This is a genomic window from Polyangiaceae bacterium, from assembly GCA_020633235.1.
Lineage (GTDB): Bacteria > Myxococcota_A > Polyangia > Polyangiales > Polyangiaceae > JACKEA01.
In genome coordinates this window covers 384,714-411,674 of sequence record JACKEA010000003.1, presented here as the reverse complement: position 1 = coordinate 411,674, position 26,961 = coordinate 384,714, and the positions used below count along the sequence as shown (strand labels likewise).

Here is a 26,961-nt window from a genome sequence, read left to right as displayed (position 1 = left end):
GGGCTACGCCGGGCGCCAGCAGGAGTAGCGCGACGAGACCGGCTATCAGCCCAAGCCGAGGAGCTTGTTCATGCTGAGCTCGTCGGCGGGGGTGAAGGGATACTGATCGAACTCGGCGCTCGTGACCCACTTGAACGAGTGTACGTTGAGCTCGGTGGGTTCGCCACCGGCGAGTCGGCACTCGTACAGGTAGAGGTCGACGACGTAGTGCTCGTAGGGGTGGCTCACGAAGCTGATGAGCTGACCGGGATCGATGTTCACGTCGAGGCGGTGCTTCACTTCGCGTCGCAGCGCGTCCGCGTCCGTCTCGCCGTCTTCCACGCGACCGCCGGGGAACTCCCAGAGCAGCGGCAGCACCGCGCTCGGACGACGTTGCGTGATCAGGTAGCGGCCGTCCCGTTCGATGACGGCGGCGACGACGCGGATGGTTCTAGGAGAGCTCATGCGCCGCCCTCAGGCGTCGACTCGGAACAACTGCTGCCCCATGAGCAGCACGTCCCCCGGAGCCAGATCGCGCTCGCCCCGCAGCCGCACGAAGGTGCCGTTGGAGCTGCCCACGTCCGTGAGGTACATGCGCCCGTCTTCGCCCTTGGCGATGCGGCAGTGAAGGCCCGACACGTAGCCATCTTCCGAAAAGAGGATGTCACCGCGTTCGCGTCCACAGTGCACGCCGCGCTCGGGGATCGGGAACGCGTTGCCGGTGGTGTCTCGGCCTACGACCAGAGCGAGGCGGCCAATGTAGCCCTTGGCCGGGCTGCCAAAGCGCTCCACGCCGTCCGGGGACGTCGGCTGCGGCTTGAGCGGCTCGAGGCGGATGATTTCCTGTCCGATGCGGAAGACCTCGTCGAACTCCAAGAGCTCGGGCTCGTTGGGCTTCAGCTTGAGATACACGCCGTTGAGAGAGCCTTCGTCCTTGATGGAGATGGACGCACCCTTGCGCTGGAACGTGGCATGACGCGGCGAGAGGTAGCTATCGCCTGCAAAGATGGAGCCGGTGTCGCGACCCACGGTGATGGTCGGCGTGTCCGGCAGCGTGTACTTGCCGGCTTCACTGCCGTCCGCACGCAAGGCCGTGAGCACGATCGTGGGGGCGCCGCCGCCTGGCGCAGCGGCGGGAGCCGCCGAGGGCGTGGGTGCCTTGGGGACGCCACCACTCGAGAGCGCGGCGAGGTTGTAGCCGCACGACGAGCAGAAACGAATGTTGGAAGGATTCTTGTTGCCGCACTGCGGACAATCAATCTGTCCGTCTGCAGCGGGCGCGGCGGCAGCGGCCGGCGCGGGCGCCGGTTCCGGCGCAGCAGCAGGCACGGGTGCCGGCGCCGGTGCCGTCGCAGTGGCGGGCTGGGGTGCCGGAGCCGGCGCACCTGCCGCCGGTACACCCTGCGGTGGCGTTTGCGGCGAGAACGGCTTCGGCGCGTGCTCACGCGGCAGCTCGGCTCCGCAACCGAGGCAGAACTTGTAGTGGTCCTGGTTCTCCTTGCTGCACTTCGGACACGTGATCACGCTTGGCCTCCTCGGGTCGCTCTGGAGCCACCCCGGTCGTCCGCTATCCTACCGTAAGCGCGCGATTATCCACGCCCTCCTTCGGGGGTCAAGGATAGGGGGCGGGTAAAATCCCCGGATCAGGGGTTCAGCTCTCGCAGCGCCGCCCGCAGTAGGTCCGCCATGGGGGCGCTGCCCACCTGTTTTCCAAGGGCCTTCACGGCGCGCTCGGCCTCGGCGGCGCGATATCCCATGTTGGTGAGGGCCGAGAGCAGCTTTTTCGCGTCGTCGGAAGCCGCCGGGGCTTCCGGCAGGGCCGCCACCTCCGTGACGCCACGGAGCTTTTCCCGCAGCTCGAGAGCCAGACGTTCGGCGGTCTTCTTGCCGATGCCCGGCACCCGCGTGAGGCGCGCGAGATCGTTTGCTCCCACTGCCTGAGCGAGCTCCGGCACCGGCAGCGCCGACAGCACACCCAAGGCCGTCTTGGGTCCCACGTTGGGTACGTCGATCAACATGCGGAACACTCGCCGCTCGAGCTCCGATGCGAAGCCGTACAGCTCCAGGGCGTCTTCTCGGACGTGGAGGTACGTGTAAAAGGAGAGGTTGTCCCCAGCGCTCTTCGCGCGCCCCCGCGTTCCGACCGGCGTCATCACCTCGTAGCCGACACCCTGGATGTCGATCACCAGCTGCCCGGTGGGCTCCTCCCCGACGACGCGGCCTGTCAGCCGTCCGATCACGCTAGTCGGCCTGAGCGCCTTGGGCGATCCAACGGCGAAACAGGTTGCGCTCGTCGGCGCTGAGGATCGGGCTTGCCTGCGGCATGGAGTCGCCGCAGGCGCTGGTGCCGGTGGCGCCGGGCTGTGCGGTGCAGGTGAGCCCCGCCGAGTCCTGACAGCCGTCCATCTTGAGCATCATGAAGCTCTGCGCCGGATCCCCCGAGGCGACCAAGCTCATGCTGGGAGCGGTCTTGGACGCCACGCCCACCATGGCGCTCACGATCTGCTGGCGGGCCGTGGCGTCCGGCTCCGGATCCGACAGCTTGGGGCCGAGGTAGAGATCCGCCGCGCTGCCGCTCGCTGCGCCATGGCACACGCTGGAAAGCCCGCAGCCACGGCGCATGACCGGCAACACGTCCGCCTGGAACGAAACGGCAGGAGTCTGCCCGTTGAACTTGGAGTAGTCGTGCGGACAGGTGTCCGCTGGCGTGCTGTTTCCGGAATCGCCACTGTCCGAGCCGCAGGCGGCGGCGACAAAGGCGGTGACCAGGGCAGGGACGAGCAAGAATTGGGTGCGCATGGCTTCGGCTTGTATACCGAGGGAGCAGGGGCGTTGCCAGAGGTCTGTCGGTCCGCCGCGGAAACGTCGCTGCTCCCTTCCACGCGCCGGCGGTGCGTGCTAGCGAAGCGGAGCCCATGCGAGCTTCGTTCGTCGTTCCTCTCGTGATCGCGTGCCTGTCCTCGGCTTGTGGCGGCTCCGCGAGCGAGACGCCGTTCCCCATCGAGCCGGCTCGGGCCACCCTCACTGGCGGCGCTGACGCGGGGCCGAGCTCGAGCGTCGTGTATCAGGGCTCCGACGAGGAAACTCCGGAGAGCGACGACCTGGGAGACGACGGTGTAGGGCCAGGTGCTCCTGCAAAGAGCACCTGGGGCACACGGCGCTAGAAACTGCCGCTCAGATTGAGACCCGCGAAGCCGGGCGCCACGCTGGGGGCGACGATGGTCTGGCGTGCCTGCTTCTCGCCTTCCGGCTTCTGAAGGAAGTACCAGGCGAGCCCGCCTCCCGCCACGGCCAATCCGCCGACCGTCACGATGGCCGCCACCGTCTGGCGGCTGCGGGCGTCGTTGCCTTCCTGGATCGCGGGATTCCCCGGCGGGCACTTGCGGCCGCCGCACGCGTCTTCCGCCGCCGAGACATCGCTCGCAGCATTCAGGTACAGGATGCCGCCCACGATGGCGATGGCGCCGCCACCGCCGGCCACGAATAGCGGCACGATGGAGCGTTTGCCGCCGCCGGTGTCTTCCGCGGGCGGCGAGCCCGGCTTGGCCCCTTCGCTGCCGTTCCCCGGCGAGCCCGAAGGGCCGCCGGGAGTGGGGGTTGGGGTGGCGCTCGCCTCCTGCTTGGCGAGCTTGTCCTTCAGCACCTCGATGCGACGCGCAATTTGGTCTCGCTGCGGCGAGCTCGGGTTGCGCGCGAGGTACGTCTCGAGAGAATTGACCGCGTGCTGCTCTTGGTTGTTGAGCTCGTAGGCTCGCGCCAAGTTCAAGAGCAAAGCGTGCGCCGTGCAGTCCCGCCGGTAGGCGTCCTCCCAGTAGGTGATGGCGCGGTCGTAGTCCGCTTCGTTGAACGACGCCTGTCCGGCTTGAAACGCCCCCTTCGCGGCAGACACCTCCACGTCGGTGGGCTGTCGGCTGCACTCGGGGTACGGCGCCGGCGGCGATTCGCCGGCGGCGGCCAGCGGCGACCACGCCACGGTGACACCCACGACGGCCGAGCAAAGGAATGCACGCATGGAAGAACCCTACCCCTTTCCCGAGGTGGATGGCGGATAGCATATCGCGAGCGCAGGCAAGGAACCAAACCGCCGGCGGTCACCAGAAAATGCACCGGAATCCCGGGTTTTCGTCCGACACAAGTCGGTGCTTGTCGGCGGCGGCGGATCGGGGCCATGTTCTTTTGCCGTGAGGGTCATCAGGCGATGGATCGCGTGGCTGGTGCTCGTTACCGCCGCCCTGCTCGTGCCCGCGGCGGCGACCGCGCAAGGGGGCAAGGTGCTCGACGCCCGACGCCTGGAGACGATTCGCGGTCAGATGGAAAAGGGGCAAGGGCTGTTCGTCGCCGGCGACTACGAAGCTGCCGCCAAGGTCTTCGAGCAGGGCTACGCCGACAACCCCTATCCCGCCTTCCTGTTCAACGCCGGGGTCGCCTACCAGAAGCTCGGCCGTCTGGACGACGCCATCACCAAGTTTCGCGCCTACGTGGCAGCCGACCCCTCCGCCCCGGACCGGGCCAAGGTCGAGGAGCGCATCGCGAAGCTCTCGGCGGCGCGCGCCCCGACTCCGCCGCCGACCCTCGGAGATGCGGGGGCGGGGGACGCAGGGGACGGTGGGCTCGGCGACGCCGGAGCCGGCGATGGCGGCGCGGCGCTGCCCCCTCCCGTCCCCACGCTCCCTCCAGACATCACCGCCAACATGAAGTCTCTCGTGATCGTGGAGACCGAGCCCCCGGGCGCGCCGATCCATCTGTTCGAGAAGACACGCGACTCCGCGGCACCCTTCCGGCGGGGAGCGGAAAACTCGGGCTGGCGTGAGGTGGTGAGCCGCCCCTCGCCCGTGAGCCTGAGCCTCGATGTGGGGGACTATCACCTCGTCATCGATCGCTATCGCGACTTCAACCCGACGGACACCGCCATTCGTATCGAGCCCGGGCGCGTGTTCCACTTTCGAGCGAACTTGTCGCAGGGCGACTTCATGGGATTTCTGCGCGTCACGGCCAACGTGGAAGGCGCGGAGATCCGCTTGGACGACAAGGATCGCAAGCGCCCCCGCTGGGGCCGCTCGCCGCACGGCGAGCTCGTCGCTCGCGGGGAGCACACGGTGCTGGTGGAAGCGCCGGGGTTCCAGCCGCTGTTCCGCAAGGTGGAGGTCAAGCAAGCCCAGGAGGTGGACCTCACCGTGAAGCTGGTGCGGGTCGGCTTCGGCTACCTGCGCATCAACGCCAACGCTCCCGAGATCAAGGTGGAGGTGGACGGCAAGGCCGTGGGCGTCTGGCGCAGCGGAGAGGTGCCCCTGGAGACCAAGCAGGACGCGGGTGACCACCATCTGGTGATCCGCGCCGATGGTTACAAGACGTACGACGGCATGGTGAAGGTACCGAAGGGCCAGACCTTGCCCGTCCACGCGGAGATGATCCCGACCTATCCCCGGGGTGCGGCGTGGACCCAGGCCATCATCGGCGCCGCGTTCATCGGCGCCGGGACCTATCTCGGCATCAAGTCGAACCAGCTGCACTCGGAGCTGGAGGCGGATCGCAAGGCGGGCGTCCTGGAGTCCGACGACGAGCGCATCAAGCGCGGTCGCCTGTTCGCGATCGGGGCGGATGCGGGCTTCGCCATCGGCGGTGTGCTGGCGGTGCTCGCCACCGTGAACTTCATCAAGGACCCACTGCCGGACTCCGGGGCGCACGTGGACCGACCCGTGGAGTTCGGCGCGCCGTCGCGCAAGGCCGCCGCGCTCCGGCGTCGCCGTCAGCTCGCCGGACCGAGCTTCGACCTCACGCCCGCGCTGGGGCCAGCGGGCGGCGGCCTGTTCATCGGAGGGCGGTTCTGATGCATCGCCGTATCGCGGTCGTCGCGCTGCTGCTGTCGGGCTGCTCTTGGTCGCGCTTCGACGACGTTCAGGACGACGCGCCCGTCGTGCTGTTGAACGCGCCGGGAAACGTGCACGGTTTCGGGGCGTCCCTCGCCACCGTGAGCGCCGAAGGTCGCGTTCTCGTGTTGGTGGGTGGCGCGGCGCGGGGCGCCAACGGCGCAGCGTTGTTCAGCCTGGGCGACGGCCAGTCCCCGGCCACGGACTCGCTGGACGCCGCGCACTGTGGCCAGGGCTGCTTCATGGCGAAGAGCATCGCCGGGCTCTCCGGTGCGCAGGCCCCTGCCAGCCAGCGAAGCTCTTGCTTCGCGACGGGATACACGCCGAGCTCCATCTCCGGGACCGGCATCCTGGTCCGTTGCGACGAGGAAGCGGCGACGCCGTTCGAATACACGCTGGCGTTGCCGGCGGGCGTCAGCTTCGATCCCGCCGAAGACGACCTGCGACTCGCGTCGGACGCGAGCCCGTTGCCGGCGTTGATCGCCAGCGCGGCGGGGCACGCGTGGTTCTACGCGCCGGGTTCCCTCACGCCGGCGGAGCTCACGCCCACGACTTCGGACGCGAGCTTTGGCGCGGCGATCGCCGCGCGCGCGGGTGGCTTCGCGGTGGGGGCGCCGGAGCAGGCGCACGTGTGGTTGTTCGACGCCACCGGCGCCGCCAGCGCCTGCCTCTCGGGGCCCGTGGGGTTCGGTCGCACCCTGGCTGCCGGACGCGTGGACGGCGATGGCAGCGAGGATCTGGTGGTGGCCGACGGCGAGCAGGTGCACGTGATCTCCGGTGCGGTGCTCGCGCAGCTCACGGACCCGTCCAGCTGCGTTCCGGTTCAGGATCTGGTGACCCTCGCATGCCGAAGCACGGCGGATCTCCAGGGCTGCGGCGGTTCGGACTTCGGCGCCGCCTTGGCCGTGGGCGACATCGATGGCGACGGGGACGGGGAGGTCTTCGTGGGCGCTCCGGGGATGTCCGTGCGCGGCGAGGGCAGCGGCGGAGCGGTGCTCACCTTCGACGCGGAAGGTCAGTACCCCGAGCGCCTCACCGAGGCGCGTTTCATCGCTTCTGCCGAGTCTTCCGACCGTCTGGGCACGTCTTTGGTGATGGCGCACCAGGCGGATCGGGATTTGTTGGTCGCCGGTGGCAGCGGCGGTAAGGCCGCCGTGTTCTACTGTTCCAAGCTCCTGCCCGCCGCCAAGCGGGGCAGCCGCTGCAAGTGAAGACATGCTCCCCGAACGCAAACAGATTCTGGTCGTGGATGACGAGCCCAACCTCCGCCGTGTGCTGTCCGCTCAGCTCGAGCGCGACGGCTACGACGTGCACATGGCCGAAGACGGCCAGCGCGGGCTCGATCTATTGCGGGACAACCACATCGATCTCGTGATCACGGACCTGCGCATGCCGAAAGTGGACGGCATGGAGCTGCTTCGTCGAGCGATGGAGATCGACGATTCCCTGCCGGTGGTGATGATCACGGCCCACGGTACGGTGGACAACGCCGTGGAGGCCCTGAAGACCGGCGCCTTCGACTACATCACGAAGCCGTTCGATCAAGCGGAGGTCCGCGCCATCGTGAGGAAGGCGCTCCGCTCTCGCGACCTGTCGTCCGCCGAAGCGACGCGGCCGGTGGACAGCGGCGGAGCCCGCTACGGCATCATCGGGCAGAGCCCGGGCATCCGAGCCATCTACGACATCATCGGCCGCGTCGCGGACACGCCCACCACGGTTCTGATCACCGGAGAGAGTGGTACCGGCAAGGAGCTCGTCGCGCGGGCGCTGCACGAGAACTCTTCGCGCCGGGACAAGCCTTTCATCAAGGTGAACTGCGCGGCCATTCCCCGGGACCTGATGGAGAGCGAGCTGTTCGGTTACGAGCGGGGCGCCTTCACTGGCGCCGTCGGCTCCAAGCCCGGGCGCTTCGAGCTGGCCAGCGGCGGCACGCTGTTCTTGGACGAGATCGGCTCCATCCCCGTGGAGATGCAGGTGAAGCTCCTGCGCGCGCTCCAGGAGAGCGAGTTCGAGCGAGTGGGGGGCATCAAGACCATTCGCGTGGACGTGCGGCTGGTGGCGGCCACCAACAGCGACCTCAAGAAGGAGATCGCGAGCGGAGCGTTTCGCGAGGACCTCTATTACCGCTTGAACGTGGTGCCGATCCGATTGCCGTCCCTGCGAGAGCGGGAGGAGGACATTCAGCTTCTCGCTCAGCACTTCGTGGAGAAGTTCAACGCGCGATTGAAGAAGAAGGTGGAGCGTTTCGACGAGGAGACGGCCAAGACCCTGGAGACCTATCCCTGGCCGGGGAACATTCGCGAGCTCGAGAACGTGGTGGAACGCGCCGTTCTATTCTGCGACGGCGGCACCATCGTCGCCTCCGACCTGCCACCCGACGTGCGCGGCACCGAGGTGACCAAGCTGCCGGTGGACGACAGCGAGCCCGAGACCGAAGACGCCGCCGCCCCCGGAGCGGATGGCTTGAAGGAGCAGGTGAAGGCCGCCATGAGCCGCCTGGAGCGCCAGCTGATTCACAAGGCGCTCGAGCAGACGGGTGGCAACGTGACCCACGCGGCGCGTCTGCTGAAGATCTCGCGCAAGGGCCTGCAGCTCAAGATGAAGGAGCTCGGGCTCCGGGAGAAGGACGAACGAATCGAACCGTGAGGCGTCGAGCCACGCTCATCGTGCTCTTGCTCGCGGCGGTCGGCTGTCGCGACGAGAAAAAGTCTGCGGGTACGGCGCCGCCAGCGTCGGCCGCTCCGAGCGCCTCCCTCGGCCCGCCGGCACCGCCGCCCCCACCCAAAAAGGGCATGGTGTGGATCCCGAAGGGCGCGCTGGTGGCCGGAACACCGCCGGATCGCTTGCCGCGTATCGCGGACGAGGAAATGCCGGGCGAGCAGGTCATCCTGCACGGCTTCTACATCGACGAATTTCCGTTCCCGAACGAAGAGGGCGCCATCCCGCACTCCGGCGTCACGCGGGATCAAGCAGCGGGACTATGCGCCGAAAGCGGCAAGCGCTTGTGCAGCGAGCTCGAATGGGAGCGGGCGTGCAAGGGGCCGAGCAACTTCGCGTACGAGTACGGCAACACCTATCGTCCCGATCGCTGCAAGACCGGCGCGCCGCCCAAGCTCCGCCCCAGCGGCCTGGCCGTGGGCTGCGAGAGCGAGTTCGGCGTGTCCGACATGCACGGTGGCATCTGGGAGTGGACCAGCAGCAACTGGGGACGCGGAGTGGAGGGGGACTTGGCCACGCTGCGGGGAGGCAACGCCCCCGCGGGGGAGTTGGTGGGCCGCTGCGCCAACGCCATGGGGCGCCCGCCCTCCACCAAGAACGGCACCATCGGTTTCCGTTGCTGTGCGGGCGACAAGAACGAAGCGGAGGTGGTGCTCGACGTCGTGAAGGGCAAGCAGCTTTCGGCCCTCGCGACCTGGGACAAGGCGCTGGTGAAGCAAGTGGCGGCGGCGCTTCCCGAGGAGGCGGAAGCCGATCTCAAGCAGCAGCCGTTTCGTGCCGAGCGCGCTTGGATCTGGCGTCCCATCGGCAACGAGGAGCTGCGGCTGTTCGGGGGCTGCTCCGGCCTCGGCGAAAGCCCCGCTTGCGGCGTGGTCGTCGTGCGCATGGTGCTCGATCACCCCAAGGTCCTCGCCTGGGTTTCGAGCGGTCACTGGGCGCCGATGCTCCACACGGACACGGACGCGCGGGACATCTGGCTGTTCGGTGGTGACGACCTCGGAAGCTTTCGGCGTCTGGTGGCCTACGTCTGGGGGCGCGTCAGCGTGGGCCCCAAAGAGCGCCGCGTTCCGAAGCCCAAGAAGAAGAAGAAAAAGAAGAAGTAGCTCAGGGCGACTCGCACTGGGAATCGAGCCGCGCCACCAGCATCTTCTCACGCCGTTGGATCTGCGCGAACGTCGTTCGCGTGCGCAGCACCGCGGTGCGGTCGCCGGCCTTTTCTGCGTGCGCCCGAGCCTCGAGGGCCTTCGAGGTGTCCTGCATCAGATCCGCGTACTCCGTCTTGGTCTTGTCCGCGGCGGGCTCCGAGAACTTGAAGCCGCGGATCTTCTCCGCCAGGGCGGCGTAGCGCTTGGCGAGATCGGCGTCGTTCTTGCCGCCGTCCGTGCCCGCGTCCACGAGGGGCGCCAGCTCGTCCAGCTCCGCATTGACGGTCTTGGCGAAGGAACGGCACTCGCTCGTCCGCTCGATGCGGCCGCAGCCCACGATACTCAGGGAGAAGAGGAGCGCCACGACCGCCCGCATGCGCCGCAAGTACACCGAGATACGAGGAGTGTCACGCCTTTCGCGCGGCTTCGCCTGGACATCGCCGATCTCGTGCGTAGGCTCGCTTCACCGTGGCCAGCGCTCGCGCCTTGCTCCCCGTGCTCCTTTCTTTCGCCGTCCTCGCTTGCGACGACGAGCCCAAGCGTCCGGACAAGGACGATCTCCTGGCCCGCCCCAGCGCCAGCGCCGAGGTGTCTCCCCTTGCTCGCATCGATGCCGGCGCGCTCGATGGAGGTGCGGCTCGCAAGGTGCTCTCCGAGCTCCGCAGCGACAAGCTCGAGCTCAACGCGCGGCGAGTTCCCGCCGAGCGTGTCGCCTTCGTTCACGGCCGCTTGGCGGTGCTCACCAGCGACGCTCTGGTGGTGCGCGACACCAAGAGCTGGAAGGAGATCGCCAAGGTACCCGAGCTGGAACCGCGACGGGTGATCGGCCTCGCGGACGGTAGCGTGCTCGCCGCCAGCAAGGACGACGTGACCACGCTGGCGCCCCGCAAGAACGAGGTCACCCGCACCAGTCGCATCCCGCTGTTCCCCGAGTCCGTGCTGTTTCCGGACTTGCGAAAGGAGCGCAGGATGTGGGTGCTGCATGGGTTCGACCCCACGCTGTACGGCTACGAAATCGAGGATGACGGCAAGCTGAACACTCTCGATTTCATCGAGCTGAAAGACTTCGACCTGAAGGCCTTCACCGCGCTGAAGGACGGCTCCTTCCTGTACACCACGAAGAAGGGGCTTCGCCGCTTCTTCCCCGGCGGCCGGGCAGAGAACGTCTCCTTGCCGGAGGGGCCGGGGGTGTGGCGGCTGCTCACCACCCGCCGCATCGACCAGGTGTGGGTCGCACGGGAGGGCGGCACGTTCGAGCTGCTCGGCATTGCCGGCGGCAAGGGCCAGGTGGTGCGAAGCCTCACGCTGCCGAGCGCCTACGACGTCGCCACCAGCAACACCGCCATCGCCATCCTGCGTCTCGAGCGCAGCGACAAGAAGCGCCACTTCGCTCTGCGCGTGGTGGACGCCGACGGCAAGCAGCTGATGGAGCAAGAGCTCCCCCTGAGCAAGGCCCCCGGAGACGGCGAGGATTGGGTCGAGCAGATCACGAAGAACCGCGCCGTGGCCATCGCTCCCAAGGAGCCGCTGGTGGCCGTGGGCGGCCCCACCTGGCTCTCGGTCTGGAACTACAAGACCCAGAAGCGCGTGTACGGCAGCGACTGAAGGGTTTTTCGGGGGATGTTGGCCCGGCGCGAGCCCCGTCGCGCCCGTCGCTAGCGCGTCGCGCTCTCGAGCGTCTTTGCGACGGCAACCGCGTTCTCGCGGGCAACGCTCCGAAACACATCGGAGCCACGCGGGTGTCGCGCCAGTGCATTCCAGAACTCGAGTGCGACGCGTCCTGCGTCCAGCCAGGCTTCGACCAGAGGCGGCAGCGGCCGAGTGAAGCTCAGCGGTTGGGTGAGGACATTTCCTTGTCGAGGGACATAGTGCATCGGAACCATGTCGTAGACCGGAGCAAGTCCCACGGGGCGTAGCCTTTCCGTGAATAGGGAGAGATTGCCGGGGTGCATGTCCGTGTTGCCGATCCAGCGACCAAACTGCTCTCTCCACTCGATTTCGTAGAGGGCGCCCTCGTCGAGGTGCCCTTGCTCCCAAAGCGCTCGCGCGATCTCGCTCCAGGTCGTTCCTTTGCCTACGAACTCCGCATCCAATGCCTCGAGCGAGAGAAGGCCTCGGCGTCCACCATGGGCAGTTCGATCGAAGCGGAGAACTTCGAGAAACAAGCGCCCTCCTGCTTCCAGCACTTCCGACCGTGCCGCTGCGTGACCCGCGTGCCGAAGCGTCTCGTGCGCGACGTGCTCGGCGACCAGCAGGTCGGCGTAGCGGCGGCCTACCACGTTGTCCGTGACCGGTGAGAATTTCACCAGCGCAGCCGTCCGCTCCGGGAGCAGCGTTACAAGGAACTTTGGCTGCTCTCCACCCGCCGACGAGCCTGGTGGAGTAGCGCCCAGCACGTCATCAGCGAAGGTCGGATAGCGCCGACGCCGTTTGCCGAGCTCGACGGCGTGGGTCGCTGGGGAACGCCGATTGTAGAGCGTCAACGCGCCGTCCCCCACGATGATGTTGCCCGGCACGTCCCAGCCGTACTTCGAGAGGTAGCCGAGGGTCTGTTCGGCCGACCAGTGGCGCACGTCGGGCGGCAAGCGGAGCTCCGGATGCTGCTCTGGTACGAGTCGCCCCAAGAACCCCGAAGGACGAAGGTCGTGAAGGAAATAGGGCAAGTCTCCGAAAACCGCTGCCGGTACGTCGGTGTCCAGTGCTTCGAAGTAGCAGGCCTGCGGATAGATCAGATGCAGGAGTGCCAATTGCCGTGCTGTTCCGTCTTCTCCGATTGCGTAGATCGGTAGCGGTTGAGTCACGTCCACTGCGTGGCGGCGAAGTGCGTAGCGTGCGTTGCGCCTTCGGCCGATCCGCACCAACTCGCCACGCTCCGCGATCACCCGTGAGACGCTCGATTGCGAAATCCTCGACGTGCGCGCCAGCACTGCCGCTGACGTCGGACCACGAAGCAGGGACTGGCGCATCTGCGCCCAAATCAGGTCTCGATCCAGCTTCGCGTTGCGCGGCATGTTGGATCAAAATAGCATAGAAAATTAAGCGCATAATCTGCGAAAATATGGCTATTGGTGGCGAATGTGTCGCACTATTAGCATAGTAAAAATGTGACTTCGTCGGGGCTGGACCGAGCATCGAGCGGGGCGGGACGCGAACGCGAACGCGAACGCGAACGCGAACGCGAACGCGAGAATGTGACGATTCGGTGGGCGCCGCGTCGGAGACGTGCAGGGGCGGCACGTGACGTTTGTCGGACGAGCGGACCGGGGCGTGGCCGCGGCGGACCAACAAAAGCTATGATTGGAAGATGCGGCTATCGGTTGCTCTGGGGCTCGCCGGCGTAGGTTTGTGCATCGTGATCGCCAACGGTTGTGGCGGCGATCCGCAAGTGGCAACGCCGGGAACGGGCGGCGCGGGGGGAGGCGCCGCAGACTCCGGCACCAGCGGGACCAGCGGTACCGGCGGCGGGATCATCTTGCCGGACGGCGGCGACGGCGGACCGACGGACGCCGATCCTTGCTCCCTGACGGCGTGCGACAAAGCACAGCACTGCGAGATCGTGGGCGGAGCGGCTACCTGCGTTCCGAACGACTGCGGGACGCTCGGATGCAGCGCAACGCAGAAGTGCGTCGTAGTGGACGGCGGGGCCTACTGCGAGGACAACGGCTGCAAGGACGACGTGGACTGCCCCGAGGCGCAGTACTGCGACGGCACCGTGTGCAAGGACGACACCTGCACGCCCGGCGAGACCCAGTGCCAAGGCCAGAGCCTGTTGGAGTGCGCGCAGAACGGCAGCGGCACTGCCACCAAGTACAGCTGCCAGAGCGGCTCGCCGTATTACACGAGCACGTGCAAGGATCCCGGCAACGGGGACGCGAGCTGCCCTTGCGAGGACGACTGGGATTGCCCGGCCTACACCGATTGCGAGGCCGGGCGCTGCGAAGGCACGGGCGTCGAGCCGACCTGCAAGCTGCCGCCGGAGCCCTTCGCCAACGTGCTGCCGCAGAACGAGATCACCTGGGGCGGCACCTTCGCCAATCCCAAGGCCACGGGCAGCCCCTTCGAGGACTCCACCCAGGTGGTGATGGTGCCGGTGGTCGCCAACCTGGACGACGACAACGGCGACGGCCTGATCGACGAGCGAGATTTCCCAGAGATCATCTTCAGCACCTTCTGCAACCACGACTTCACCAGCAACGGCGTGCTGCGCGCCATCCACGGCGGCGGCCCCAACAAGGGCAAGGACTACTTTGCCAGCTGTGGGAGCACGTTGTGGCAAGAGGGCGACCCGCTGAGCGTGTCCTGCGCCTGCGGCAACGCCACGCTGGACTCCACCGCCAGCATCGCCGTGGGAGATTTGGACTACGACGGCGTGCCGGAGATCGTGGGCATCACGGAGAGTGACGGCATCGCGATCTACGACAACACCGGGCAGTTGATCTCCACCAGCCCGAACTACTCCTTGGGCGGCGCGAACCCTGGGCCCTCCTTGGCGAACTTGGACAACGACGGCTTTGCGGAGATCGTCGTGGGGCGCAACGTGTTCACCCTGGAGAAGGACACGAACGGCAAGCTCCAGGTGCTGGACCGCTTCCAGGGCTCGAGCGCGAACGGCACCAACGGGCAGGGCCCGGTGTCCTGCGTGGCGAACCTGGTGGGCGACAGTCGCCAGGAGATCGTCGCGGGCAATGTCCTGTACAAGTACCCGGTAGCACCCGCCGGCGTGAAGAAGCGCGCGGACTGCAGCGGCAGCGAGACCGGGGAGGCCAAGGACTGGTGCGACGGCAAGCTGACCTTGGTGTGGAACGCCCAGACGGTGAACGGCTCCGGCAACGTGCCTTCCGTGGAAGGCTTTTGCGCGGTGGCGGACATCTTGGGCGCGGACCAGACCAAGGCGCCCGGACCGAACAACCCGTTGGATGGCGTGGCGGAGGTGATCACCATCTCCAACGGCCGGCTGATGGTGTTCAACGGCCAGGACGGCACGCAGCGCATCAACATGAACCTGAACGCCGGCAACAACGGCGGCCCGCCCAACGTGGACGACTTCGACGGGGACGGCTTCCCGGAAGTGGGCAGCGCCTTTGCCGCCGCCTACGTCATGATGGACCTGCAGGCCACGGCGACGGAGTGCCCGGTGTGGACCGGAGTGAACGACTCCAACACCAACAAGCCGCGCACGCCGCCCAGCGCTAGCTGCACTCAGGACTCGGACTGCGGCGACACCAGCAAGTTCGCCTGCAACGAGTCCACCAGCGCCTGCGTGTGCTTGCAGAACGGTTGGCGCCGGCTGACGGAGGACGACTCCAGCCGTGTGACCGGCTCCAGCGTGTTCGACTTCAACGGCGACGGCGCCGCGGAGGTGATCTACAACGACGAGTGCTACTTCCGGGTCTACGACGGGCTGGACGGCTCGGTGTACTTCCAGGAGCCCAGCGAGAGCCGCACGCGCATCGAGTACCCGGTGGTGGCGGACGTGGACAACGACGGCAACGCGGAGATCGTGTTCGCGACCACCACGGAGAGCGGCTTCTGCTCCGCCAACCAGGATTCGCAGTACAACGCCGGCGTGGAGGTGTGGGGCGACAAGAGCGACCTGTGGGTGAGCGCTCGGCGGATGTGGAACCAGCACGCCTACCACGTGACCAACGTGACGGAGTCCGGCGCCATCCCCAAGTTCGAGCCGGAGAGCTGGAAGCCGTACAACGGGCGCCTCTACAACACCTATCGCTCGAATCCGCGCTCCTTCGGTGTGGCGCCGGATCTCGAAGTGCAGGCGATCCAGGTTTCGTCGCCCGATGCGGTGTGCGGGCAGCTCTCGAACAAGCTCGAGATCTCCGTGCAGATCGCCAACATTGGCGACCTGCGCGTGGGGCCGGGCATCGTGGTGAGCTTCCACGGAACCTGGAACAACCCCGCCCTCAGCGAGCCGCTGAACGCTCCCGGGTCCGTGCCGCTCACGGTGACGCTCACCAACAGCTTGGAGCCGGGAGACGTGATCTTGCTCACGGCCAGCTACGACGCGGCGAACAACAGCCCCGGCGTTCTGCCGGACAAGATCAAGGTCATCGTGGACGACGGCGACCAGGCCCGCGAGTGCAACGAGACCAACAACGAGCTCGAGAAGGACGTGGTTGCGAGCGGGCAAGAGCCGGATCTGCGTGTCGAGATCGGCAAGCCCACCGGCTGCCCACCGGGGCCTCAGCCCAAGGTGCCGACCACGGTGTACAACGACGGCTCGGCCCCCGCGCAGAACGTGCTGGTGCGCTACTACGCCGGCGATCCGTCCGCGGGCGGTAAGCCCATCCACGACGAGACCATCGCCGGGCCCATCGCCCCGAGCACCAATGTGACCCTCAACCCGACGATGACGTCGTTCCCCCAAGGGCTCAGCGTCCTGATCTGGGCAGTGGTGGATCCGCTGAACCAGATCCCGGAGTGCAACGACGGCAACAACAAGGACGCCGCGGACGAGAAGATCACCTGCGGACAGGTCCCTCAGTGAGGAACGCGGCGCGGCCTCACATTGGCCGACGTGTACGAAACCACGGGGCTGACGACCCGGTTCATGTCGGAGTTCGAGCGCGGCAAGGAGCACGCCTCCATCAGTAGGGCGCTGCGCGCGCTGGAGAGTCTCGGCCTCGACTTGGTGGTGCTGCCGCGCGGCCAGGCGGAGCGCGTGCTGCAAGCGCTGAAGAAGCTGGGATGACCCCTCGCCGCGCAACGGTTTGGCACGGGCAGACTCCCGTTGGCGTTCTGAGCGGGGCTCTCCGCTTCACGTACGACGCCGACTGGCTTTCGTCAGGCTTCGCCATTTCCCTCAGCCTGCCGCTGTCCGAGGGCGAGATGGACGGCGAAGCGTTCTTCTCGGGGCTCTTGCCCGAAGGCCTCGCGCGTCAGCGCATTTGTCGCCAGTACGGATTGCCGGAGAGCGACGACGCGGCGCTGTTGCTCGCCATTGGGCGCGATTGCGCCGGTGCCCTCGCGGTGTTGCCCGAAGGAGAGGGACACGATGAGACGGCCGCTCCGGTCACGATGACGGAGGAAGACCTCGCGCGTCTCGTCGCAACGCGTGGGCAAGCACTGCCCACCTCGTCCGAGCGGATCCGTTTCTCCCTGGCCGGAGCGCAGGACAAGGTTGCCGTCATCCTCGACGCAGATGGCATGCGGCTCCCGACGGCGCAGCACCCTTCCAGTCACATCCTGAAGTTCGAGTCGATGCGCTGGGTGTGCTTCGCGGAGCACGCCGCTAACGAGCTGGCGCGAGAGCTCGGACTGAATGTTCCGCGTGTTCGGTACCGCGCACACCCCGAAGGGCCCTATCTCGAGATCGAGCGATACGACCGCGGCCGTGACGGCCACGGAACGCTGTTTCGCCTGCACCAGGAAGACATGATGCAGGCCCTGGGGCTCTCCGCGACCTTGAAATACCAAGAGCACGGGGGCCCGGATCTCGGCCTGGTGAGCGAGCGGATCCGAAGGCACTCCTCGGATCCGGTGCGGGACGTCGCGGCGCTCCGGGATTGGCAGATCTTCAACTACCTTGCAGGGAACTCCGATGGGCACGCGAAGAACCTTGCGCTGCTCTACCATCCCGAGACGCGGGCGCCGCGGCTATCGCCGCTCTACGACCTGGCGTGCATCGAGCATCTGAACCGCTTGGGTCTTCACTTCGATCGCAAGCTCGCGTTCTACGTGGGAGGGAACAACCTGCCCGAGCAGATCACGAAGCACGATTGGAACACCTTCGCCAAGGCGTTGGGCGTGCCGCCCAAGAGCATGCTCTCGCGCCTGCAGGCGCTCGCTGAGCGGCTGCCGCAGTTGGCCCGCAACGTCCGCCAACGGTTTGCGGACGAATTCGGCGACAACCAGGCGCTCGGCCGCTTCGAGGAAAGCATTGCCGACCGCTGTGCCTGGACGCTGCGCAGCGTGTTCGGCCGCGGCTAGTCGGCGTACATTTCTACCGTGCTGATCCTCACCAGTCCCGGGTCGAATCTGTCCCCAGACGAGGGCGTGCCACCGCCTTGCGCGCGTGGATCGCCGGCTTGCTACGCGTAAGACCGCTCCTTTCTTTCGTGGAGGGCGAGGTGAAGGCCGTCGAGAAGATCAGCACCGGCGTGGACCCCACGTTGGACTACCCCCGATCCGTGACTACTGCGGCGCCGCGTCGTGCTGCAGGCGGCGGAGGCGCTCGGCTTCGGCGGCGCGCTCGCGAGCGCGTCGCGCGTCGTCCTTCAAGCGCTCTTGCGCTTGTGCATCGCGCTCCTCGCGGAAGCGCTGGGCCTCCGCTGCCACGTGCTCGGACCAGGTGTTGCCGATTTCGATCACCGAACGCGGCACCGAGGGCATGCCAATGGCGCTGCGCTCTTCGAAGTCGCTCCGCACCGAAAGCCGTGCCTCGTCGTTCTTCCAGGTCCAGGTCTGGCCGGTGACGGAGCTCTCGGTGTCGTACAGCTTGCGGATGGTGACGAGCAGCTTTCGCAGCGTGCGATCGTGACTCTCGCGGTTGGGCAGCGGATCCACGATGCAGTCGATCTTGGAGAGCGTGCCTTCCACCGCGAAGCTGAAAGTGCAGGTCGCGGGCTCGTCGAACACCAGGGTGCGCCCGCGTAGCGCCGGCGGGGCGCGGTCCACGCCATCGACGCCGATCGCGATCGGCTTCGGCGCGGGAGCCAGCTCCGGGATCTTCGCCTGTACCATGGCCTCGGTCATGCCGAACTCCACGCCCGCGAGGCCCCGAGGAACCCGCGCCGGGCGCTCCCGGAGAGCGGTGAAGATCAGGCCGCCGATCACGACCGCGAGGCCCACGCCGCCGAGCAGCGCCGTGCGCCGGGACGTGGGGGGCGGCTCCGCGCGACTGCGGGACCGCAGCGGATCCGGCGCGCGCTCCGCGCTCTCGGGCTTCGGCTCTTCCTTCGCTTCCAGGATGTCTCGCGCCGTCTCGGCGATCCGCCGCGCGTTGCCGGCCCTGCGGGCGAGCTTCGGGTCCAGCATGCTGGCGAGCAGCGCGTGCGCTCGCCGACCCACGTTCACGGCGCTCCGCCAGCCGAGCTCGCCGTCTTCCGTGAGCAGCTCCGCCGGATCGCGACGCGACAAGAGCGCGATGGCGAGCGCGCCCAGGCCATACACGTCCGTGGCGGCCGTGGCTCGCCCATGCAGCTGCTCCGGCGCCATGTACCCGAACGTTCCGACGGCGCTACTCGCGCTGCCTTCGCGCAGAGACTCCTTCACCGAGCCGAAATCCACGAGCACCAGCTGTCCGCCGTCGCGCCGCCGCATCACGTTGGCGGGCTTGAGGTCGCGATGGATCACCGGCGGACTCAGCTCGTGCAAGTAAGCGAGCGCGTCCGCCACCTCCGCCACCACGGCGAGCACCTCGCGTTCGTCGTAGCGATGATGCTCGAGCTCTTGCGCCAGACTCTCGCCCTCCACCAGCTCCTGCACCAGGTAGAGCGCGAGGGTCTTGCCCTCGCCGGACACGAAGTCGTCCACGTAGCGGGGGATCTGCGGGTGCTCGAGCTGCTCCAGGACCTTCGCTTCGCGCTGGAAGCGCTCCTCCGCGGCGAAGGATCCCATGCGCCGCACGAGGAGCTCCTTCACGCACACGGAAAGCTCGTCGCTCACGCGCGTTGCCCGGTACGTCACCCCGAACGCGCCGTGCCCGAGCGCTGTCTCCAGCCGGTAGCGCCCGTCGAGCAGCGGCTTCGCCCCGCAGCGCGGGCACGCATCCGGCGTCCCCTCGACTTCTTCCGAGCACGCCGCGCACAGCACGCGCCGACGGTAACACACCGCGTTCCCGCTTGGGTTTGCCGGGACGCCGCGGAACCTCGCGGCCGCGTTGGCCTTTGCGGCTCGTCACCTGGGCGAACCGCGCGCTTGCCGTCCGCGGCGCAAGGGCCGCCCTGGCAGACGCTTTGCCCCTACGGTTTTGCTATCATCGTCAAGCTGCCCCCTTCCGAGACGAATATCGCTTCTTTCGAAAGCGCGATTGTTCTCGGCGTCGTCAAACTGGACGCGACAGTCGTGATGGTCTTGCAGCTGGGCAGCGTGCAGGACGCAATCTCGCCAGCCGTGCCCAGAGTCCAGTACAAACCCGAAGCATCGACAGCGATTGCGTTCACGCCCGCCTGTCCTGCCGCGAGAGCTGTCGCGCCGTTTGAGCAGTCTGGCAGGTTGCACTCGAGGATTTGCTGTGCCGACTGACTAGACCAGTAGATGTTGCTCGAATCAGCTGCGAGTCCACTTGGCTTTCCGATGCCCGCCACCAGCGACGGTGGAGAGGAGGCGTTGCAGCCGCTCAGCGGACAGTAGTTGATGGCGCCGTTCGCCGCCAGATTGCCTACGATCCAGTAGAGCGCGCCATCCGCGAGCACCAGACCGAATAGTTGGCTCTGACTGGTTGCGACGGCCTGCCCAGTCGACGCGGTGCAACCCAGCGAACAGGAGCGGACGTAGCCCCCTTCGTATGAGTCCCAGTACGCGTTCGTGTTGGTTACAACAAGATCATTCGGCTTCTGCTGGGCGGTTGCGATGTTGGCCATGGACGCAGCGCAGTTTGAGGGGTCGCACTTGTCGATGGTCCCCGAGGTCTTGCCCCAGTCTGACCAGTACACGTGGCTCGCGTCTACCGCGATACCGATCGCAGGGCCGACGGTCTTTGCGAGCTCTTGAGGTCCACCTGCACAACTCGGGAGAGCGCAGCGCATGACGTGCTGCTTGTGGTAGCTGGTCCAGTAGACGAAGCTGGAATCGGTGACCATGCCGTCGATCTCGTACTCGTCGGCAGCAAGGACCACCGGCTGGCACTTGCCCCCGACACAGCTTCCACCCAGACAGGAGTGTCCGCAGCGGCCGCAGTTGTCGGCGTTCGCGTTGGCGTCCACGCAGACACCAGAACACGCGGCTTCTCCGCCCGGGCAGACACAGGCCCCGCTTTGGCAGGTCGCACCGGTTGCACAGGCATTTCCACAGCTTCCACAGTTCGACGCGCTGGTCTGCGTGTCCACGCAACTACTGCCGCACAACGTGTGGGGGCAGCCCGCGTCGGCGGCGCCATTTCCGCTGCTGCCCGCCACACCCGAGTCGCCGCTCGAGCCGCCCGACCCGCCTCCAGCATCTGTACCCGACTGACCGCCTCCACAAGTCCTCGTCGAGTCACAGTCGCTCGAAGAAGATCCGCACGCGGTTGCCGCGAAACCGGTCGCGAAACAAAGCAGGATGCTGGCGTATGTGCTCCTGCAGCAACGTACTGCCGTGCGAAAAACTTCGTCCTGCAACGACTTGGTGGGTAGAGCCATGTGTTGTCCAAGCTGATCCAGGCCAAGGCGGACAGCCGATTTCTGCGCGATCACCTGACCGGACCTGTAGCACCGTTGACGTTCACGGCGGCGGTCACGCTGAGCGCGCCCCGCCGGATGCACGCGGGGACCGGGACATCGCCCGTGGTGGCTGGCGGCTGTTGCACTTGGATGCAGAGCTTGTGGTGCACCAGCTCCCGGAAGCTGTCGCGCGGATTCGGGAGGCGCTGCGGTAGGTACGGTCAAGGCCATCACGTGATCTCGAGTGTCGCCTGCGCGATGCCGTCCACGCCGTCGTTGGTGCCGGCGCTGCCACCAACGCCCTTGCTGCCCTTGGTGCCGGGTGTCAGCGTGGCGCCCGAGGCGATCACGGGAGCGGTGGTGCCCTTCCAGACCACGGGCACACTGATGCCGCCCGCGCCGCCGCCGCCGGAGGCGCCCGCAGCGCCTTTGCCGCCGTTGCCGCCATCGCACGCGGGACCGGAACCGTTGCCGTGCGTGCCAAACTCTGGTTGAGCGCCTTGCCCCGCGGCACCCTTGCCACCGGCGCCCGCGGCGGAGGAGATGAGCTCGGACGTGGCGCCGACGGAGACGGTGGAGTCGACGACGAGCAACGCGATGCTTGCGCCACCACCGCCGCCGCCCGGACCACCGGCGCCGCCGCAGCCGCCGCAGCCGCCGCCACCCCCGCCGCCCGCTGTGGTCGAAGCGCCGCCGCCGCCGCCCTGGCCGGGACCGCCAGCAGTGCCGTTGGAGCCGGAGGTCGGCGACCAGCCGGAAGAAGACGTCAGAGTGCCGGAGCTCGAGGCGCCAGCGGCGGGTGAGGGGGGCGTGGCGTTGGCGCCAGTCTTTCCCGTGCCGCCGTTGCCGCAATCGGTCGGCGACCCCGCAGTGCCACCTTGTCCACCGCCAAGGTCAGGTGAGCCATTCCCACCGCTCTGGCTGGGCGCGCTTCCACCAGCGCCTCCAATAGTCTGCGCCCCCGACGGGCAGTCGCACGGATTGACCGTGCCCCCCGGGATCCCGGTGGCGTTGTGGCCATCCAGTTCGGCCTGGGTCGGAAACGTGAACGGTACTACCACGCCGGCCTTGCCGGCCTTGCCCTTACCTGCCACGAGCTTCACGCCGTCGAGACGTACATCGCTCGAGCCGTGCACGAAGGCGGCGATGCTGCTTTCGCCATCCGCGGCGCCATCCATGGCATCGAGCTCCAAGCCGTCGATGGCGACCGTACCGGAGACACTGTCGACCTCGAGCGCGTAGCCGCTCGTCGTCGGTGCGACGACGGCGCGCTGTCCCGCGTCCGCGGACCAGTAGCTGCACTTGAAACCGCCGTACAGCTTCACGCCAGAGGTGATGGAGAGGTGCTCGGGGTAGTTGGTGTTGCACACGAGCACGAGCTTGCTGCCGGCGGCAGCGACGCCCTCGGCGATGGTCTTGAACGGCGTCGCCTTGCTGCCGTCACCCGACGTGGACGCGGTGCCGTCTACGAACACCGCGTATTGATCATCGACGAGGCAGCTCTCTTCGGTGGGTGACTTCGTCGTGTCGCAGCTGCCACCGTCGCTGCCGGCGGTGCCGCCCACGCCGGCCTGCCCGCCCTGGCCGCCGGTACCAGAGGTGCCGCCGCTGCCTCCCGTGCCCGACGCGCCGCCGGTGCCGGAGTCGCCCGGGTAGGCCCCACAGTTGATGTCCTCCTCGCAGGTCGGATCACCGACGCAAGAGACACACGCGCACGAGGCGATCGTCAACGCAAGCAATGAAACACGAAGATTCATCTGGTCCTCCCGCCGGCCACGCATGGGCCGTCAGAAACTTCCCGAAAGCCACACGCCAGTGCCCTTTGACGAAACCACGGGGGTTGCAACGACCGAGCGCTGCGCCGCCGCTCGCTCGGATGAGCTGCTCCTTGGCCAAAGCAGGTAAGCAATTCCGAACACGACCCCGGCTCCGGCGACTCCGAGCGACAGATTGCGAAGATTGGTGTCGCGATTCGCCGCAACGTTGCTGTCGTGGAGCTGGGCGCACTCCGTCGCGTGTGGCGTGCCCGCACCGCAACCGTTCGGGCCCAACACGTCTGCGAGCTTCGAGGCGTCGTCAGCATTAGAGCTCCGCGCGAGCTCGAAGCCAATCGCGGAAGCGACTCCAACCACAGCAACACCGCCCGCCACGTACACCGGCACCATGCTGCGCTCTGTCGTCGGAGCAGTGTCGCCGCCCGCGCCAGCGTCCCCCCCGCCGCTCGGCGTGCCACCCGCGCCGCTCGGCGCACCGCCAGTGCCCGCCGTCGTGCCGCCTGTTCCACTCGCGCTCAGCAACAGCAGCTCGATCGCGACCTCCGTGCGCTCGCCCTTCTTGGCAGTGACGATGCGGCCGACATCGCCATAGCCGTCAGCGGTCGCTCTTACCTGATGATCCCCTGGCGGTAGGAAGAGTGGTGCCGGCAGGGGAGAGATGCCGACTGGGTTGCCGTCGACGGAGATGGCGGCGCCGTCCGGCTGCACTGAGAGCATGACCTCGCCGACCTGCTTCTTGACGAGCGCGAGAGCGTTGCTGACCTTTTCACGCTGGTCCTTCGTGGCGCTGGCCATGATGTGAGCGTCGGCGAAGGCAAGGTGGGTCGCTGCTTCGGGGTACTTGGACGCTTCGGCCTCGCACATGCCGAGGTTCGCGGCGATATCCGCACTGTGATGAAGCGCCCACGCTTCCTCCAACAGCGGGCTGGCCTTCGCGCAGTCGAGCTTCTTGGATTGCATGAACAGCTCGTGGGCGCGGTCGCGCTCTGCTTTGGTGGGATTCTGAGGATCGGCGTGCGCGGTGGCCGCGAACCCGAGTAGCAGTGCGAGGGAAGCTAGCTGTGTTCGCATAGTCAGAACGGGCGGATGAAGGGGCTCGAAGATGCCGGGGCGGTGGCGGGCGTCGAAGAAGCGGCGGCAGGGGAGACCGGTGGGTGAGCGGAGGCCACGACGGGCGGAGCGAGCTGCGGATGTCGGGGCACGGACGCTGCCGGCTTTGCCGTGGGCTCGGATGCGGTTGGCGCGGCCGGCGCCTGGACGCTTGCCGTCTCGGGCGGGACCGTCTTGGCCGTCGTCGTAGGCGTCGTTGCTACGGGCGGCGTCGCTGCCGGCGTGGTGACCGCGTTGGGCGCGCGCTCTATCTCCGGCGCCTTGCGCGATCGCATCACGAACCAACCCACGACCACAGCTGCGACCAGCGCTGCCACAATGATGGCGCCGCTGCGCGACGAACGCACCGGAAGCGCGGGCACCGGCTCGTCCGGCTCTGTGGCGTCGTCGGGTTGCACATCGTCGGCCTCGGATGCGTCCGCCTGCGGTGCCTCGGCTTTGCGCGCCAGCCACGTGGGCGGCTGAGTGACGTTGCCGGCGAGCAGGCGCGGCACGCTGTTCTTCTTGGGTGCCGCGGCGGGTTGGGGCGCGTTCGCTTTGGCCGGGCTGCCGAGATGCGCCGTGCGTTCCGACGCCGGCCCCGGAACGATGACCACCGAACGCGCGCCCGAGCTGGGCGGCGGCTCGTCCGCGCCTGGCGCGCCCTCGTTCAACCCACGCAAAGTCAGGAATGCCCACCCCCGCCGTGCTCGGGCCCTTCGGGCCCTGCGCGCGGCTTGCCCCTCCCAAATTTGTGCTCGGCCCCTGCGGGGCCTGCGCGCAAATGGGAGGGGCCGCGCCGGTGACGTGGTTCCGGGCTGAGGGGTTTGGGTGACCGGGGAAGTGGTTCCGTCTGCACTTGGGCGACGAGATAGGTCGTAGGATCGAGGGTGCTCCGTCCGGTGAGCGGACACCGCGTGCACAGTGGCAGCGTGCGCCAAGTGCACGTCGCTCGGGTCGTTCGCGCGGGGCGGGGTGTGCCGCCGTGATCCTGTCCCAGCTCGCTGCCGGGCTCCGCCGAGAGGCGCACGCTCCCCGCCGCGCCCCGGCGCTAGCACGACCGAGGTCGGCGCTGGCGGCGCGAGTCTCCCAGGTCGTCCATCGGGCGCGTCATGGAGCCTGCGCCCAGGGGGGCGAAGCCCGGCAGCGAGCCGGGACAGGAGGTCTTCATGCGTCACACCCCGAACCCCCGCGCTCACTCTCTCGCCGTCGAGCGTGCCCATTTCATGCGCAAGCATCTCACGTTTAGCGAGCTCAAGTTGTGGCAAGCGTTGCGCGGCTCGCGGCTGGGCGTTGGCTTCCGTCGGCAGTTTGTCATCGGTCGCTACATTGTGGACTTTGCGGCTCCCAAGGTGCGGCTGGCCGTGGAAGTTGATGGCGGCTACCACGCCGGGCGGGCCCTGCCGGATGCGCGCCGGGACCGGGACATTGTGCGCGCCGGCTGGCGCGTCTTGCACCTGGACGCAGACCTGGTCGTGCATCAGCTGCCGGAAGCTGTCGCGCGGATTCGGCAGGCGCTCAAGTGATCTGGAGCGTCGCCTGCGCGATGCCGTCCACACCGTCGTTGGTGCCGGCGGTGCCGCCGATGCCCTTGCCGCCCTTGGTGCCAGGCGTGACGGTGGCACCCGAGTCGATCGCGGGCGCGGTCGTGCCCTTCCACACCACGGGCACGCTGACGCCGCCCGCGCCGCCGCCGCCGGAGGCGCCAGCAGCGCCCTTGCCGCCGTTGCCGCCGTTGCACGCGGTGCTGAACTTGACACCGCCACCGCCAAACTCTGGTTGAGCGCCTTGCCCCGCGGCACCCTTGCCACCGGCGCCCGCGGCGGAGGAGATGAGCTCGGACATGGCGTCGACGCTGACGGTGGAGTCCACGACGAGCAACGCGATGCTCGCGCCACCACCGCCGCCGCCCGGACCACCGGCGCCGCCGCAGCCGCCGCAGCCGCCACCACCCCCGCCGCCGCTGGCGGTGGACGCGCCGCCCCCGCCGCCCTGGCCGGGACCGCCGGGCGAGCCGTTTGCGCCGGTGGTTGGGGACCAGCCCGAGGAGGTCAGAGTGCCGGAGCTGGAGGCGCCGGCGGCGGGAGAGGGGGGCGTGGCGTCGGCGCCGTCGTGACCTGCACCCGTAGGATTTCCGGTGCACGACTGTCCGGCCTGACCTGCTTCTCCTCCGCCGAGAGCGGGGAGCCCGGGATTGCCGTTCTCAGGTGTCGGGGCGTCGCCGCCCGCGCCTCCAATGGTCGTGATGCCTCCAGGGCAGTCGTAGTTCCTGAGGCCCCCACCGCTCAATCCGCTGGCGTCATTGCCGTCCAGTTGAGCCTGAGTCGGGAACGTGTACGGTGCGAGCACGCCGTTCTTGCCGGCTTTGCCCTTCCCTGCCACGAGCTTCACGCCGTCGAGTTGCACATCGCTCGAGCCGTGCACGAAGGCGGCGATGCTGCTTTCGCCATCCGCGGCGCCATCCATGGCATCGAGCTCCAAGCCGGCGATGGCGACGGTGGTGGTGACGCTGTCGATCTCGAGGGCGTAGCCGGCGGTGGTCGGTGCGACCACGGCGCGCTGTCCTGCGTCTGGGGACCAATCGCTACACTTGAAGCCGCCGTAGAGCTTCACGCCGGAGGTGATGGAGAGGTGCTCGGGGTAGGTCGTGTCGCAGACGAGCACGAGCTTGCTGCCGGCTGCGGCAACGCCCTCGGCGATGGTCTTGAACGGCGTCGCCTTGCTGCCGTCACCCGACGTGGACGCGGTGCCGTCTACGAACACCGCGTATTGATCATCGACGAGGCAGCTCTCTTCGGTGGGTGACTTGGTCGTATCGCAGCTGCCACCGTCGCTGCCGGCGGCGCCGCCCACGCCGGCTTGCCCGCCCTGGCCACCACTTCCGGAAGTGCCGGCGGTCCCGCCGCTGCCCGATGTTCCACCGGTGCCGGAGTCGCCCGGGTAGGCGCCGCAGTTCAGGTCGTCTTCGCAAGTTGGATCGCCAACACACGAAACAGACCCCGAAGCGACCATCATCAACACAAGGAACGAAGCTCGAGAATTCATCCTGGTCCTCCCGCCGAGCTCACAGACT

At 67.7% G+C, this 26,961-nt stretch carries 23 protein-coding genes; 10 read left to right on the top strand and 13 right to left on the bottom strand.

Going from position 1 to position 26,961, the window contains the following annotated elements:
• Positions 1-45: 45 nt before the first annotated feature.
• The 4 genes from H6717_18585 to H6717_18570 form a co-directional block, all read right to left on the bottom strand.
• Entirely contained in the window at positions 46-444 is a 399-nt protein-coding gene (locus tag H6717_18585) for a (deoxy)nucleoside triphosphate pyrophosphohydrolase (GenBank protein ID MCB9579044.1), read from the bottom strand.
• Between the two features lie 9 nt (positions 445-453).
• Positions 454-1,503, bottom strand: coding sequence for an FHA domain-containing protein (locus tag H6717_18580; protein ID MCB9579043.1), 1,050 nt, complete (start codon positions 1,501-1,503; stop codon positions 454-456).
• A 119-nt stretch (positions 1,504-1,622) separates the two neighbouring features.
• Complete coding sequence (gene ruvA / locus H6717_18575; GenBank protein ID MCB9579042.1) at positions 1,623-2,219, bottom strand: Holliday junction branch migration protein RuvA; 597 nt, start codon at positions 2,217-2,219, stop codon at positions 1,623-1,625.
• A 1-nt stretch (position 2,220) separates the two neighbouring features.
• Complete coding sequence (locus H6717_18570) at positions 2,221-2,778, bottom strand: hypothetical protein (GenBank protein MCB9579041.1); 558 nt, start codon at positions 2,776-2,778, stop codon at positions 2,221-2,223.
• Between the two features lie 116 nt (positions 2,779-2,894).
• On the opposite strand from H6717_18570, the gene H6717_18565 reads away from it, so the two are divergent.
• The gene (locus H6717_18565; GenBank protein MCB9579040.1) at positions 2,895-3,143 is read left to right on the top strand and encodes a hypothetical protein; all 249 of its coding nucleotides are present in this window, start codon (positions 2,895-2,897) and stop codon (positions 3,141-3,143) included.
• Here the strand turns inward: H6717_18565 and H6717_18560 are convergent.
• Positions 3,140-3,991, bottom strand: coding sequence for a hypothetical protein (locus H6717_18560; GenBank protein MCB9579039.1), 852 nt, complete (start codon positions 3,989-3,991; stop codon positions 3,140-3,142). The two genes, H6717_18565 and H6717_18560, sit on opposite strands and share 4 nt — an antisense overlap.
• Before the next feature lie 169 nt (positions 3,992-4,160).
• Here H6717_18560 and H6717_18555 point away from each other — a divergent pair, with 169 nt between their 5' ends.
• From H6717_18555 to H6717_18540, 4 genes are all read left to right on the top strand, one after another.
• Positions 4,161-5,807, top strand: a complete 1,647-nt coding sequence (locus H6717_18555) for a PEGA domain-containing protein (protein ID MCB9579038.1) — start codon at positions 4,161-4,163, stop codon at positions 5,805-5,807.
• A gap of 281 nt (positions 5,808-6,088) precedes the next feature.
• On the top strand, positions 6,089-7,057 hold the full coding sequence (locus H6717_18550; protein MCB9579037.1) for an FG-GAP repeat protein: 969 nt from the start codon (positions 6,089-6,091) through the stop codon (positions 7,055-7,057).
• Positions 7,058-7,061: 4 nt separating this feature from the next.
• The gene (locus H6717_18545) at positions 7,062-8,492 is read left to right on the top strand and encodes a sigma-54-dependent Fis family transcriptional regulator (protein MCB9579036.1); all 1,431 of its coding nucleotides are present in this window, start codon (positions 7,062-7,064) and stop codon (positions 8,490-8,492) included.
• The gene (locus tag H6717_18540) at positions 8,489-9,667 is read left to right on the top strand and encodes a formylglycine-generating enzyme family protein (protein MCB9579035.1); all 1,179 of its coding nucleotides are present in this window, start codon (positions 8,489-8,491) and stop codon (positions 9,665-9,667) included. The genes H6717_18545 and H6717_18540 overlap by 4 nt, the downstream gene beginning before the upstream one ends.
• 1 nt (position 9,668) lies before the next feature.
• Here H6717_18540 and H6717_18535 read toward each other — a convergent pair whose 3' ends face one another.
• Positions 9,669-10,085 carry a hypothetical protein gene (locus H6717_18535; protein ID MCB9579034.1) on the bottom strand — a complete coding sequence of 139 codons (417 nt, stop codon included), beginning with the start codon at positions 10,083-10,085 and terminating at the stop codon, positions 9,669-9,671.
• 92 nt (positions 10,086-10,177) lie between these two features.
• Between H6717_18535 and H6717_18530 the strand changes: the two genes are divergently transcribed.
• Positions 10,178-11,314: a hypothetical protein gene (locus tag H6717_18530; GenBank protein ID MCB9579033.1), complete on the top strand. Its 1,137-nt coding sequence runs from the start codon at positions 10,178-10,180 to the stop codon at positions 11,312-11,314.
• A 50-nt stretch (positions 11,315-11,364) separates the two neighbouring features.
• Here H6717_18530 and yjjJ read toward each other — a convergent pair whose 3' ends face one another.
• A complete protein-coding gene (yjjJ, locus tag H6717_18525) occupies positions 11,365-12,720 on the bottom strand; it encodes a type II toxin-antitoxin system HipA family toxin YjjJ (GenBank protein ID MCB9579032.1) in 1,356 nt (451 codons plus the stop codon).
• A gap of 293 nt (positions 12,721-13,013) precedes the next feature.
• On the opposite strand from yjjJ, the gene H6717_18520 reads away from it, so the two are divergent.
• The 3 genes from H6717_18520 to H6717_18510 all read left to right on the top strand — a co-directional run bounded on the left by H6717_18520 (position 13,014) and on the right by H6717_18510 (position 17,653).
• Positions 13,014-16,211 (top strand): hypothetical protein, encoded by a 3,198-nt coding sequence (locus tag H6717_18520; protein ID MCB9579031.1) that lies wholly within the window; start codon positions 13,014-13,016, stop codon positions 16,209-16,211.
• 63 nt (positions 16,212-16,274) lie between these two features.
• The gene (locus H6717_18515; protein ID MCB9579030.1) at positions 16,275-16,415 is read left to right on the top strand and encodes a hypothetical protein; all 141 of its coding nucleotides are present in this window, start codon (positions 16,275-16,277) and stop codon (positions 16,413-16,415) included.
• Positions 16,412-17,653 carry a type II toxin-antitoxin system HipA family toxin gene (locus H6717_18510; GenBank protein MCB9579029.1) on the top strand — a complete coding sequence of 414 codons (1,242 nt, stop codon included), beginning with the start codon at positions 16,412-16,414 and terminating at the stop codon, positions 17,651-17,653. The genes H6717_18515 and H6717_18510 overlap by 4 nt, the downstream gene beginning before the upstream one ends.
• 204 nt (positions 17,654-17,857) lie before the next feature.
• Here H6717_18510 and H6717_18505 read toward each other — a convergent pair whose 3' ends face one another.
• The 5 genes from H6717_18505 to H6717_18485 form a co-directional block, all read right to left on the bottom strand.
• Positions 17,858-19,495: a serine/threonine protein kinase gene (locus H6717_18505; protein MCB9579028.1), complete on the bottom strand. Its 1,638-nt coding sequence runs from the start codon at positions 19,493-19,495 to the stop codon at positions 17,858-17,860.
• Positions 19,496-19,626: 131 nt separating this feature from the next.
• Entirely contained in the window at positions 19,627-20,589 is a 963-nt protein-coding gene (locus H6717_18500) for a hypothetical protein (GenBank protein MCB9579027.1), read from the bottom strand.
• A gap of 665 nt (positions 20,590-21,254) precedes the next feature.
• Positions 21,255-22,781 carry a hypothetical protein gene (locus H6717_18495; GenBank protein ID MCB9579026.1) on the bottom strand — a complete coding sequence of 509 codons (1,527 nt, stop codon included), beginning with the start codon at positions 22,779-22,781 and terminating at the stop codon, positions 21,255-21,257.
• A gap of 30 nt (positions 22,782-22,811) precedes the next feature.
• Complete coding sequence (locus H6717_18490) at positions 22,812-23,870, bottom strand: PEGA domain-containing protein (GenBank protein MCB9579025.1); 1,059 nt, start codon at positions 23,868-23,870, stop codon at positions 22,812-22,814.
• A 2-nt stretch (positions 23,871-23,872) separates the two neighbouring features.
• The gene (locus tag H6717_18485; protein ID MCB9579024.1) at positions 23,873-24,571 is read right to left on the bottom strand and encodes a hypothetical protein; all 699 of its coding nucleotides are present in this window, start codon (positions 24,569-24,571) and stop codon (positions 23,873-23,875) included.
• Positions 24,572-25,000: 429 nt separating this feature from the next.
• Between H6717_18485 and H6717_18480 the strand changes: the two genes are divergently transcribed.
• On the top strand, positions 25,001-25,414 hold the full coding sequence (locus tag H6717_18480) for a DUF559 domain-containing protein (GenBank protein MCB9579023.1): 414 nt from the start codon (positions 25,001-25,003) through the stop codon (positions 25,412-25,414).
• Here the strand turns inward: H6717_18480 and H6717_18475 are convergent.
• Positions 25,407-26,933, bottom strand: a complete 1,527-nt coding sequence (locus H6717_18475) for a hypothetical protein (protein MCB9579022.1) — start codon at positions 26,931-26,933, stop codon at positions 25,407-25,409. The two genes, H6717_18480 and H6717_18475, sit on opposite strands and share 8 nt — an antisense overlap.
• Between the last annotated feature and the right edge of the window lie 28 nt (positions 26,934-26,961).